Raw genomic sequence first — 13,185 nt, 5'->3', positions numbered from 1 at the left:
ATGAAAAAGACAGGTGAGGTTGAAATGACCCGGCAGAAAGCAAGGGGCAGAAATGCTTTCTCGCACAGGCTCACGCGACTGCGCACACCCGAAAGTGCGGGCTTTTATCAGGAGCATCTGCACGGTTACGCGCAGGAAGATGAACGTTCCGCCAACCGCAATATCGTGCTCGACTGCGGTTGGGGGCGGTTGCTTTTCGCACAGACGTTCGAGAGCAATGAAGGGATCATCGAAGCATTGCGCGCCGAGGCTCCTTTAAGCCGCGATATCCTGTTTTATGTCAGCGATCCGCATGTGCTTCTATCGCAGGCACCGCAGGAAATCTTTCTCGATCCCTCGCACACCTATCGACTTGAACTTTCCAATTACCGCGCCGGTGGGCGTCGCACACGCGGCATCACCATTCGTCGCGCAGTATCGGAAATTGACGCGGATGGCATCAATGCGGTCTATGCCGCCTGTGGGATGGTCCAGTTGCGGGCTGATTTCTTCTCATCAGAACGCGATAACCGTGCCGTCACCTATTTCGTCGCGCAAGATGATGCGACGGGCGAAATTGTCGGGACAGTCACCGGAATTAATCACCAACGCCTGTTCAATGATCCTGATCAGGGTGGTTCGCTCTGGTGCCTGGCGGTGCATCCGCAGGCGCGCCAGCCCGGCATTGGTGAGAAGCTGGTTCGCAAATTGGCCGAGCATTTTCAGGCGCGTGGGCTCAACCATGTCGATCTGTCGGTGCTGTATGACAATGACAATGCAATCCGCCTCTATGAGAAGCTGAAGTTTCGTCGCGTCCCGCTTTTTGCGATCAAACGCAAAAACGCGATCAATGAGAAATTTTTCGCCCAGCCGATCAACTCCCTTGATGCGCTCAATCCTTACGCCCGTCTCATTGTGGACGAAGCGCTGCGGCGCGGCGTGCATGTGGATATAACCGATGCAGAAGGTGGCTTCTTCCGCCTCTCCCATGGCGGACGCTCGATCCATTGCCGTGAAAGCCTGTCTGAGATGACATCAGGTGTCGCCATGTCGATCTGTGACGACAAGGCAGTCACCCGCCGCACCGTCGCAAAAGCCGGTCTGAGCGTGCCTGAGCAAATCGCAGCCGATGCAGATGATGAAACGCTGGAAGCCTTTCTTGCAAAACATCAGAAGCTTGTTGTGAAGCCCGCGCGCGGAGAACAGGGTCGTGGGATTTCTGTCGGTGTCACCAAGATGAAAGACTTGCGTGCCGCCATCAAGCAAGCGCGAGAGGTTTGCAATCAGGTGTTGCTCGAAGCCTGTTTTGAAGGTGAAGATCTGCGACTGGTGATTATCGATTACAAGCTGGTTGCCGCCGCGGTGCGTCGTCCCCCACGAGTGATCGGCGACGGCAAATCAACGATCAGACGCCTCATCGAAGTTCAATCACGCCGCCGTATGGCTGCAACGGGCGGTGAAAGCCGCATTCCAATTGATGCCGAGACAAAGCGTTGTCTTGAGCAGCAAGGTCTGATACTAGATGATGTGCTTACAGACAGACGTGAAATTACCGTTCGTAAAGCAGCCAACCTTCATACCGGTGGCACGATCCACGATGTAACGACTATCGTGGAACCGACATTGGTTGATGCTGCGTGCAAGGCAGCACGCGCTATTGATATTCCGGTTGTGGGCATTGATTTCATGGTGAAATCACCCGAAACACCAGAATATGTGTTCATCGAAGCGAACGAGCGTCCTGGCCTTGCAAATCATGAACCGCAGCCGACAGCCGCGCGTTTTCTTGAATGTTTGTTTCCTCAACTGGGAACCAATATTCCATAATGGAAGTTTGTTTTGCACTGAAAGTGCCATTCACAATCCGGTAGCACAAACGTGACATCGGATTGTCGTGGATTTGGTCTATATTGCGACCTTCGCCCAAGATTCATCATTCGTGGAGCAAAATATATGCTGGCAGAAGCCAAAGTAGAACAGCTGGGTATTACGATCGATGTATATCAGCGAGAAGCACGTCACTGGATTGCATCCGGTGTATTCGATGGAAAGCATATTGTTGTAGAAAATGTGACGCAGGGAACTGCCGTAAGTGCGTGGAGAGACTGTGCCCTGGCATTATCAAACCGGGCGGCCTAATTATTTATCTTCAAATTACTGAACTTAATTACTGAGCGGCTTCTGCGATAATCGGTATGGCAGGGGTCTTTTTCTCAAGCGTCATCGTCTTGAGATTACCTGAAAATAGAATGCCGGTGATCGGCAGAACTGGCTCCGCAGGCAGTGCTTCATGGTGGGTGCTGTCTTTTGGAACATGAAGCTTATGCTCGGTGCCTTCATCGGCAGCGGACATGATAAGCGATACATTCCCGCGCGCTTCCAGCAATTTTGTCCCGTACAGGAACTCGAAGCTCAGCATCGAAACGAGGAATTTATAGGTTCCGTCGCGTACGCCACCTTTCATCATGGCGGCGCGATGGACCTCCTCGCCGATTGCTACATCAAGCGGCGGAATACGGGGATCACAAACATAACCAAGCGCAAGAAGTTGGCCGTTATCAACCTCAAAGAGCATTCTGTCTGCACCAAGATCGAGAGCAGAAATTGAAAAGCGGCGGTTGCAATATTGAATTGGCACGCGTCCCAACCGCTTGCAAAGCTGTTCGCCACTCAAGGCGCGTGCGTTGGCGAAGTGGTCCGGATCAATAGCAAAGGGCAGCGCTCTTGGGCGATGCTGCATAGAGAAAGCTGGTTCGAGAACATCAGCGATCAAGTTGGCTACAATCGTCGTTGAAACAGGGCGCGCATAATGACCCTGATCGAGATAGAAAGCCGGATTGCTTACGACATCACGGCCATATTGCTGCATCAGCATCCGCGAAACATCGACTGAAATGGTGCCATACCATTGCGATATATAATTGATGCCCGCATCAATTGAAGGAACAGAATTCAGGAACGAGCCATTGCGTGCGCCAAATACAAGTGTTGCGACCCGCAGGTTTGGATTGCGTTCCAGCGCGTAACGAATGATCCCTTCATAAATTCGTGCCCAATGGCGAAACGGACGCCGTTCATCACCGTAAACAAAGGCATCATTGATCGCATATTCGATCAGCAGCAGCTCGCAATCTTCGAGCTGTTCAAACTGCTTGAGCTGATAAAGGCCAAGCGCGCTCGTGGTGCCGCCCACGGCAAGATCAGCAACAATGTCCAGTTCCACGCCGCGTTTTGCCATCGTACCCAAAAGGGTTGGTAGGTAGCCGGGCAGCATGACGGTGTTTGAACCACCGATGATTACAGTCTTGAGCTTCATTTCGTCACCGTTGCAGCTTGGCCTGCCGGCGTCAGCGAACCGCAACGCCACACTCCGTAAGTGCTTGCATCCCAATCAAAATAATAAGCGGCTGCGATCTGGCCGCTATCCATCATCTGACGAAACCGATCGCGTGCCTTCTCGACCAGCTGTTCGCGGTTGTTGTCATTGGCCGGGCAGGCTTTGGAGGTATTCGCAAAACCCCATTCGGTGATCCAGCATGGCTTGCCATCGGTACCACCGCAGAATGACAGCGCACTGGTGATGTGTTTCGCGCGTGCAGCCCGTGTGCCGCTGCTTCCCGGATAAATGTGAATGCCATAGCCGTCGGCCACATCATTGAGACCATATTTCCTGAGAAGATCCGTAAAGACGGCTGGATCAACGCTGTCTATTCCGCGCCGGTCGGCATCAATGAAAGGAATATCGGACAAACCAGCAGATACAACTTTGGCTTTGGCGCTTTGCTTGGTCTTTGCAAGCTCCGTCCTGACAATGCGCAGAAGATCGACGTATTTTTCTGCACCCTTTTCGACCAAAGGCAGTTCTTCCATCTCATCCAATGAACGTGCGGTCTTCATCTTTTCCTTGGGTAGAATGGCAAGATCGCCATTATAGGCACCCCAATTGATCTCATTGCCGGGTTCCACAGCAACCAGAGACACTCCAATTGCATCAATCTTTTGCAAGGCATCAGCGATCGCCTGCTGAAAGCGATCCGGCGATATATCTGAAAGCCGATACATATCCCAGATGCGCCCGCGACCGGATCGGGGCTTTGTTCCTTCAGGATAGAAATCCGCGTTATTGAGCGAGATTTCGAGCAGGATGGCCAAACCTTTTTCATGAGCAAGACGCACCGCATCGATACTCTGATCCACTGGTCGCGTGAGGGACAGCCGAACTGCCACCACGCCATTATCCACCATCTGATCGAAAATCTGCTCACGCTCTGCTGGCTTGAGCCAGGCCATATTGACCCGGTTGACGCCGAAGCGCGTATCGGCAAGAGCGCTTTGAGGCTGGAGAGCCAACGACAAAGCTCCCACAAGCGCTAACATCGTCACCATCTTGCCCCTGATGCTCTTGCCGCTTGGCATCATCTTATCCCGATATCCTTGAGTGCGCCGTTGAAATTGGCTTCACATTCCGAATAGCGATTGATGGCAGCAGGCACATCGATCTTGGAAAGGAAGTCACGCAGATAGGCCTTCTTCTGCGGCTCACGGTTCCAGATGCTTGCATCAATATGTGGAAAGCCGACGAAGCCGAGCATTTCTCGCATTCGGTCATCGACCGCGATCATCAGCCCCGGAACACCCGACTGCATACTGATGATCGTGCCGTGGAAACGACGGCTTAACCCGAAATCCTGGCTGGAAATCCAGCTGCGCCATTTATGCGTATCGAAAAACACCAGCAACTCGTTTTTGCGCTGCCACTTTTCCATGTGCTTGTAATCGACAGGTGCGGTGATGCGGCTTGCAGCCTCATCGAAAGCTTGCGCATGATCTTCGCCTGCGATGTTCATATTATAGACGATCACCTCGTCCTGAATGACATAGCTTGCAACGCTGTCTTTTTCGAGCAGCGCATGTGCATCGACAATCGTATCGGCGACACTCCCGAGATAGCCGCCGAATGAGATTTTTTGCGCATCCGCAAGGCTTGGATCAGCAAGACGGCTCAGCGATAGCTTCATCTGCTCTGGCCGATAGTAGAGCGAAGGGCAGCCAGTCGGACGGACATATTTCATGCCCGCATCTTTTAGAAACGCTTCCGTGAAATGCCCGCGTGTGAGGAAGAAACTTTCCTTGCGGCGCAGAATTTCCAAAAATCGGCGCGTGCCTTCCGGCAATTCGGCTTTCAGATTTTCCTTCTTCTGAATGCCGATGCCCATGACGACAATCGGCATGTTCAGCTTTTCAAAGACGAAGGATTCGGTTGTTGCAGCATAACCGGGACGCAAAAGATTTGCCGATGCAAACAGGCAGAGGTCAAAGCTTTCATTGAGCTTTGCATAGGTGTCAGGTGAATTGAGGCTGTTGGCCAGATGCCAGAACGGAACATAGGTCACATCATGGCCGCGGACGGCATTGGCAGCGCCTTCACCAATGAGGTAATTGCCGGTATTGGCAATCTTTTTGACCTGATCGATTACATCCTTTTTGGTGCGGATGGGCTCGAAATAAGGGCGGTGTTTAACGCTTGCACCCGAAACGCTTTCGACGGTCCGCATCAAATAGGACGGAATGCCGGTAATCATTATGCGCATGGTGATCCATCTTCGCTTAAATTAAAGAAAATTGCTGGATTTGGATTAGGCGTGAGATGCCCCAATGCCGATGTCTGAAAGCACGCTTCGGAAATTGCGTTCGCGAGCCGAGTATTTTTCAACCACATCAGGGATGTTCATTGCTGCGATATGATCGCTCACGAAAGCGCGCCGGTCGTTGGCTGCATTGAGATCACGGGCATCGATCTTTGGCAGACCGGAGAAATTGAGCATTTCACGCATGCGGTCATCAACGGCGACCATAAGGCTTGGTACGCCCGCCTGCATGGAGATGATATTTCCGTGGAAGCGGCGACCGAATGAGAAGTCCATCGTCGAGCACCAGGCACGCCATTGATTGGTGTCAAGGAAAGCGTGAACGCTGAGCTTCTTCTTGAGATCGCTTGAGCCTTTGTAGGTCAGCGGCCCTACCAGCTCGCCAGTCGTTGAATCATAAGCACGGCCATTGGTGTCCGATTCAAGCTGCATATCGAAATGCAAGAGCTCATCCTGAACCACATAGGCTGAACGACCGTCATCCGAACTCAGCGCATTCATGTCGCCGATGGTTTCAAGTTCTGCACCCATATAGCCTGTGAAAACTGTGCGGCCTTCACCTACTTTGACCTGCGGTAGACGCGTAATGGCCTTGCGCATATTATCAGGACGGAAATAAAGCGACGGGCAACCAACCGGACGCACATAGGAAAAGCCCTGATCACGAAGATAGCCGGCTGCATTTTCACCGCGGGTAAGGAAATAATGCTCGCGGGATTTAAGCACTTCGAGAAGCTTCTTCGTGCCAGCAGGCAAACCGTCTTCGCCTTCAATATCAGGGCGGTTCTGGATACCAATGCCGAGCATAACCACCGGCATATCGAGCTTGGATAAAACCAGCGCTTCCGCATCTGCTGACAGGCCTTTGCGCAGAAGGTTTGCGCATGTGAAGACGCAGATATCGAACTCCTTATTGATCTCCTCGACACCTGTTCCATTGTTCACGCAATTATAGAGATGCCAGAACGGAATATGCTTGGCTGACGGCAGAAGAGCCGTCATCGCGCCCTCGCCGATCAGATAATTTCCGGTATTGGAGATGTTTTTCAGTTCCTGGATAAAATTATCCCTGGATTCTGAGTCCTTCTGCTTTTCTGAATAATAGACCTGCGCTTTGTCTGCGCGATCAATGAGACGTGTCAGATGGCTCGGAATGCCGGTGACAAGAATTCTTGGGTTGGTTGGGCGGCTCATAGGTCGACCTTTCTGGTATAATCAGGCAACTGCACGGCCGGGGAAAACGGCAATCGTGCTCGTATCGTCTGCAACGTCCGGCTGGGAGGACCGGGATTTCGGATAGACCGGGCTTATTTCATTGGCCCAATCGGTAAATTCGGAGAAAGCAGCGCTCCAGGTGCGGTGGGCGGCTGACGCCAATGCGCCTTCAGCTGTACGCATCAGGGCTTCACGATCCTGCGCGAGAATGGTGAGAATGCGCGTCATATCGGCCACGATCTGCGCATCATTGCCATTGCGGATTAAGATGCCGTCGCGACCATGATTGATCAGCTCATCGACAGCACCTACCGCAGTTGCAACCGGCACACAGCCGAGCTGCTGGGCTTCGGCAATCATCAGCGGTGCGCCTTCCCAGCGCGACGGCATCAAAAGCACATCTGCCCAGGCGAGATGGTTTGCGATATCTCTGCCGTCGAAGACCGGTGGCGAGACCTTCACGCCCGCATCTTTGAGACGCGTCATCCAAGATGCACTTGGATCGTCGGAAAGGATTTCTCCACCGATGGCTTGCGCTTCAAACACAATGCCCTGCTCTTTGAGCTTGACGATTGCGTCATGTAACCGGTCGATCCCCTTTTGGCGATCAAGGCGGCCCATATAAAGCATCCGAAAGGGCTCTCCCTTGCGTATCTGTTTACGCGCCGCTGTTACCTGCGCGCGCAGCTTTGAATCAATAGAGAAGCTCGCACCATTAGGCACCGAGAATACCTTCTCAAACGGCACGCCAAAGCTGTGCAGGTAGATTTTCAACTGATCTGAACAGGTGAGAAACGCGTCATAAGCGTGTTCGAAAGCAATCGCCGCATAGGGCTGGCCCGCTTGCCTGCGGAAGACGGTTTCGTCCACCACATGCAGATAACAGGCCGTGCGTGTGCCTTCCGAACGCAGCTTGCCCATTAATGGATGCGCTGCCATGACGTGATTGTTTACCACCAGATCGAAACCGGAGAGTTGCCCCCGCAGGATGCCCCAATCAAGCGGATGATCCTCGGTTATGAAGTCCTGCCCAAGGAAGCGGTTTGTGTCGCCCCACGCCGGAATACCGTCTTTCCAGAAGTGCAAATAGTCGAAGGATTGATCGAACTCGTCGAGCACATCCATGCGCTCATTGCCAAGCACGAACAGATGCGTTTCAAACCCCTGGTTCTTGAGCTCACGACCAGCCGCATAAGCCACCTTCTCTGCTCCCCCAAACGAGGCATTGGGCACCAGAACTGCAGCCGTCTTCTTTCTTGCGATGTTATGCGCAAGCGGCAGAACTGGTCCACCGCCCATTTCATCGCGCAGCACCTGATACATTTCTGAAAGTGCTGGCAGACGACGCGGACGCCATGTCCAGCGCATGGCGGCACTTTGTTTAAGCGGGCTTGTCGCAATCGATGTCACCAGATTGAGCATCGACTGTTCGGGGCGGGAAAGCGCCCTGCGCTGTCGGACGCGCGGAAAAGGGAAGCGGACTTTCAAGCGCGCCGAGGTGGGCCATAATTGCTGCGTACCCAATGACGCAAACCAATCCAGCGCATCGTTTTCGATGATGTCTTTGATCAGTTTCGTCGAGACGAAAATCAGATCCGCATGAGGCTGGCGCGTGCCGGAAGGCATGATTTCAGTATCGATACGCCGCTCGTCTTCGACATTGGTCAGCTCAACAAAGACGATATTCGCGTGTTCAGAAAGCCTCTCAAGCCGAGACAGGATGTTTGGCAACAGCCGCGACCGCGCCAGAAGCTTCAAAGTTTCAGTGTTGGATGAAGCAAGAAATGGCGGGAAGTGAAAATTATCCGGCTCGGACACGCTACCCCAAAATGCGCGGATGGCATCATCAAATTTAAGATCAGTCGTGCCAAGGCTAAGATCAGTAAAAAGACTGACTGTTCCTTCACCTGCACGGATCACGCCATAGCGCGGACATTCCTCATGCTCGAAACCCACAAGCGTCGGGCGACGAAACAGCGCCTTATGTCGTTTGCGGAGAAAATTTATGGAGCCAGAGCGGTCGCGATTGGCTTCCTTGAAGCGGCTCTCGGCCCGCAGGCGATATTCGAAACCGGTGTCATGGCACGGCGTTCCGACGAAACCCGCTTCAATGGCCGAAAGCCAGAATTCCCAGTCTTCAAAACCATTCTGCCGGTCGTCGTCAAAGCGCACGCCGCTGCGGAACACTTCCGCTGAAATCATCGAGCCGGTATCGCAGATATTGTCAGTAATGCAGTGAATAAGCCGCGAATAGCTATCGCCATAATGCGCGCGCCAATTGACCGAAAACGTGTCGATATTGGTGTAAACCCAACCGGCATTGCTCGCGAGAAGCTTGCGATAAAGCGTGTCGATAGTTTGCGGTTGCACCCGATTATCGGCATCTACGAAATAGACGGCTTTCACATCCGGCATCTCTTCGAGAATATAATCGACCGCGCGGTTGCGTGCGCCACCGGGACCGGCATTCTCTCCGAAAATGACATGAATATTGGGATGTGCGGCCGCATAAAGCGCCAGACTGTCAAAAACTTCGCGACGCGGATCACCATCGACGGAGACGACGATCTGGGTACGGAAAACCGTTTCCGAGGCAAGAAGGGTTTCAAGCGCTTCAAGCGCAAGCGCCGCATGGCCATAAAGCGGCATGGCAACGACGATCAAATCTCTCGATCTATCGTACATTCGCAACCTCTTTGGCTAATTCCTGAACGGGGCTTGCGGCTTCGATGTGCTTGACAAGGCGGAAGTTGAAAATCTTCAACCAGGAAAAGTCGACTGAATCACCTGCAGCCTTGCTGAGCACAATCAGATCCATCGTGCGATCAATCGGCTCTTCGAGCATGAAATTGATATCGATCGGACGATTGGGTGCCACTTCCGACCAGCCACTGAACAAGACCTGTGCGCGCCGGCGGTCCATATTTGTGATCGCGTCGATCTCGTCCTTCACGTCGGACGCGAGATTGACGAGCAGCAAACCCGCCACGCATGGCTGCCCCTCAGGGTGGTCGATCACGGCACGCGCTGAAATCCGGACAGTACCGGGGGCAACAACCCGGCGGATGGCAGCGGCCGTAATACCTTCCTCAAGTGGATGACAACCAATTGCATCCTCATGTTCAAGAAACCGCACGGTTGGGAAATCCGGCGTCAGGGGGGTAACGGAAACATTGGCGACATTGCGCAGCAATTCAATCGGCAGGCGATAATCATCAACCTTGCGGCCATTGATGAGCGATGTCGGCACAATTGCGTTGGGCAATGATGCTGGCCGAACGCCCGGAAGCCCCGTAAAAATACGAAGTGCCAGCGGACGCATATCGAGATCGCCATGCGGGATGCGGGCACGAGCCGCATAGCGTTCATTGGCAATCACATTGCCCAACGAGAGTTCTGGTGGCACACCGCCGGTCGCGGAAATTCGCAGACGCAGGGTCCGGTGGCTACCATCGCAAGCCTTAGGCAGCGAGAAGAAATTCCATTCCGAATGAAGCGTGGCATAAGGCACGAGCCATTCGGCAATGCCTTCTCCATTCTCCACATAATCGAGCGTCACGATCAGCTGTCCGTTGCGATTGGCAGGCATATCGCGGAAATGCAGGGCAAAGCCCGAGACGGCATAGCTTGAAACTGGAAAGAGCTGTTCGATTTCCGATTCACGCAGCAAGCGTGCAAAACCTTCATCCTTTGGATCAACCAAAGGCGCATGGCTGAAAATCTCTGTAGAGGAATCCCAGTTGCGGGCGTGAAAGGCATCCTCGATAGCGCGATAGTTTTCGAACATCGTTTCGCGTTCACGACGCAGCATCGCAAGCTCGGCATGCACTTTGCTCACATGGCCGACAAGCCGGTCGAGGCTGTTTTCAAGCAGCTGCGATACGAGAAGCGGTATGGTTTCAGGGGACGCCTCATCAACGCGCACGACGGGGACTTCAGGAATGGTGCGCATCCGATAAAGCTGCTGCAGAACGCCATTGAGTTCTTTTGCGCCCTCATCGGAAGCAGCAACAGCAACGAGTGGAAATGTATTGGCCAGACGCAGACGCTTGCCGTCTCCTTCAACGAAAGCTGTCAGTTCGCCGAGAGAAGTCGATTCCAATGCTTCACGATCACGCATTGAAGCGATGGCATAACGGCGGGTTTTCCGCGCCGAGATCGCTGGAAGTGGTGTGCTCAACATAATCATCCATTGTCTAAGAGCCAACTTGGGAGGTTTGGCTTCTACTCTCAATGAGAAAATAATGATTATGTATTGTCAACAATAATATAACGAAGACTATATGATAATATTGCGAATATTTGGAATCTATTTAATTCAAAATTTGAAACAATATGAAAACATATTGAACATAGCGCTTAAACACGCAGAAATACGGGATTTTATATTATATCATTTGGCCTTGTATGCCCGATTGTCGCCACATAACACTCATCGGCCATCTAATACTGCTTCGATCAAGGTTTTTTGCTGTTGTAAACATTCCGACAACCGAAAGCGCGTTTCCACTGTTCTTCTTGCGGCAGCACGCATCGGCAGGCACGCATCGGGATCTCGAAGCACGTTCAGAATCGTTTCCGCCAATATGTCGGTATCGTAAAATGGTACCAGAAGGCCGTTTTTCCCTGCCCGTATCACCTCGCGCACCGGTGGCGTATCAGAGCCTATGATGAGCGCACCACATGCCATGGCCTCAATGACGGACCAGGACAGGACAAACGGGTAGGTGAGATAGATATGGGCGGTCGAGATCTGGTAGAGTTTGCGCAGCTGCGCATGGGAAATGGTGCCAGGGAAAACAATCCGGTCCGGTGGCAACTCGGTTTCACGAAGCAGATATTCGCGCCACGAACCACCACCGGGCGGCGGCGTGCCGTAGCTCACTCCATCTCCGCCAACAAACACGAATATCGCGTCGTTATTTTGCCGGATAACTTTTTGCGCCGCTTCCAGTGCCTGAGGGAAACCTCTATAGGGCTCGAGATCGCGCGCAACAAATGTAATCACCCGGGATTCACCTGCCTTGAGGACGCGCGCGCCCGGCAGTTCAATTGAAGCGTGCCGGTCTGGATAAAACAATTTCGTATCCACGCCCTCATGCACGACAGCAATCCGCTTCTGGGCAGATTTGGGGTAAAGGCTCTTCTGCCAGTGCGTGGGGCTGAAACCGCCATCAATACCGTCGAGCGTAACAAGCTGGGCCATATTTCGCAGGCGCAGCCGCTTTCGGGTTTCCATATCCGGCCTGTCATCAGGCGCAAAGCCGACATCCGCGCCATGCGCGCGGTAGAAGAATTCGCAGTAACCCAGCGCGGGTGTGGTGGGCAGTACGTCTTTGACGAACATCATACTGCCCCAACCGATGTGACCGATCACAATGTCGGGCGCTTGGCCATGACGTGCCATGGATTCCAGGGTTTCAGCCACCCGATACCCGATCCTCGTATGATGATCGGGTATTTCCAGATATCTGGCCATCGCCCCATTTGGGCGAGGACCAGATTCTACTCGGTGGCGGATGACGCGGACCGCTGGGAGGCGACGGTCCACTGTCTCACAAATCAGGCTGACATCATGTCCACTGGTAGCCAGATTCTCGGCTAACGCAGCAAACTGGCCGAAACCGCGCCTGTGCACAAAAGCTATACGCATGTCACAAAAAGTGTCCGGTTATCGGTCGAAAAACCGCGATTCAGCATCAAATGCCATAACGCGCGGCATTGCCCCACACGAGCTCAAGCCGGTGCAGAGTCTGGTATGCGATTTCGAGATTTCGAAGATCGTCGTCATCGCGGGCAAGCACATGGCTGTAGGTTCTGCTTGCATTTCGCAAGCTCGTACACAGCCGTTCACCCTTGTCAGTCAGACGAATACGAGCCGATCTTTTATCCCTCTGAGAGGCAACGCGATCGACATACCCGCCGTCTGTAAGTTGTTTAAGATAATAGGAAATGTTGGAACCGACATAGTGCCCGCGATCCAATAGTTCACCCACAGTGAGCTCGACATCGCCAATAGCCATCAGAACCAAAGTCTGTGCTGGGCCAACGTCTTCCACGCCCAACTTGGTAAGCTCCGTTTTCAGAAGGCTTACAAAGCGACGATTCACTCTTTCTATCATCCGGGCCAGCTCGAAATGGGTAATTACAACTGTATGAACCGGATGTCTGTGTTCCTGTTTTTCGGCGGTAACTTCAGGAAAGTCGACGGAAGTAAATCTATCGACTGATGTCTCGACTTCCACTCCCTCGTGCAGAAGTTTTTGCATCTTTAGCTCTCCATTTTTCAATTTTACTTCAAATTTTGAAGAAATTTGCAGTTATATTTATTTGGCTCCTTTCA

General features: G+C 52.8%; 10 protein-coding genes. 2 read left to right on the top strand and 8 right to left on the bottom strand.

Annotated features, from left to right (window positions below; translation table 11 throughout):
• The gene (gene ngg, locus KMS41_12050; protein ID QWK79668.1) at positions 1–1,806 is read left to right on the top strand and encodes an N-acetylglutaminylglutamine synthetase; all 1,806 of its coding nucleotides are present in this window, start codon (positions 1–3) and stop codon (positions 1,804–1,806) included.
• Between the two features lie 126 nt (positions 1,807–1,932).
• Positions 1,933–2,118 (top strand): hypothetical protein, encoded by a 186-nt coding sequence (locus KMS41_12045; protein QWK79667.1) that lies wholly within the window; start codon positions 1,933–1,935, stop codon positions 2,116–2,118.
• A gap of 28 nt (positions 2,119–2,146) precedes the next feature.
• On the opposite strand, the gene KMS41_12040 is transcribed toward KMS41_12045, so the two are convergent.
• The 8 genes from KMS41_12040 to KMS41_12005 all read right to left on the bottom strand — a co-directional run bounded on the left by KMS41_12040 (position 2,147) and on the right by KMS41_12005 (position 13,111).
• A complete protein-coding gene (locus KMS41_12040) occupies positions 2,147–3,295 on the bottom strand; it encodes an SGNH/GDSL hydrolase family protein (protein QWK79666.1) in 1,149 nt (382 codons plus the stop codon).
• Complete coding sequence (locus KMS41_12035) at positions 3,292–4,398, bottom strand: glycoside hydrolase (GenBank protein ID QWK79665.1); 1,107 nt, start codon at positions 4,396–4,398, stop codon at positions 3,292–3,294. The genes KMS41_12040 and KMS41_12035 overlap by 4 nt, the downstream gene beginning before the upstream one ends.
• The gene (locus KMS41_12030; GenBank protein ID QWK79664.1) at positions 4,395–5,570 is read right to left on the bottom strand and encodes a polysaccharide pyruvyl transferase family protein; all 1,176 of its coding nucleotides are present in this window, start codon (positions 5,568–5,570) and stop codon (positions 4,395–4,397) included. The genes KMS41_12035 and KMS41_12030 overlap by 4 nt, the downstream gene beginning before the upstream one ends.
• Positions 5,571–5,615: 45 nt before the next feature.
• The gene (locus tag KMS41_12025) at positions 5,616–6,821 is read right to left on the bottom strand and encodes a polysaccharide pyruvyl transferase family protein (protein QWK79663.1); all 1,206 of its coding nucleotides are present in this window, start codon (positions 6,819–6,821) and stop codon (positions 5,616–5,618) included.
• A gap of 21 nt (positions 6,822–6,842) precedes the next feature.
• A complete protein-coding gene (locus tag KMS41_12020) occupies positions 6,843–9,527 on the bottom strand; it encodes a glycosyltransferase (protein ID QWK79662.1) in 2,685 nt (894 codons plus the stop codon).
• On the bottom strand, positions 9,517–11,025 hold the full coding sequence (locus KMS41_12015) for a hypothetical protein (protein QWK79661.1): 1,509 nt from the start codon (positions 11,023–11,025) through the stop codon (positions 9,517–9,519). Before KMS41_12015 ends, KMS41_12020 begins: the two co-directional genes overlap by 11 nt.
• A 249-nt stretch (positions 11,026–11,274) precedes the next feature.
• Positions 11,275–12,495, bottom strand: coding sequence for a glycosyltransferase family 4 protein (locus KMS41_12010; GenBank protein QWK79660.1), 1,221 nt, complete (start codon positions 12,493–12,495; stop codon positions 11,275–11,277).
• A gap of 46 nt (positions 12,496–12,541) precedes the next feature.
• Entirely contained in the window at positions 12,542–13,111 is a 570-nt protein-coding gene (locus tag KMS41_12005; protein ID QWK79659.1) for a MarR family transcriptional regulator, read from the bottom strand.
• Positions 13,112–13,185: the final 74 nt, after the last annotated feature.

Source organism: Ochrobactrum sp. BTU1 (assembly GCA_018798825.1).
Lineage (GTDB): Bacteria > Pseudomonadota > Alphaproteobacteria > Rhizobiales > Rhizobiaceae > Brucella.
Note: the sequence above shows the minus strand (reverse complement) of the source record. Positions and strands in the feature narration are given on the sequence as shown.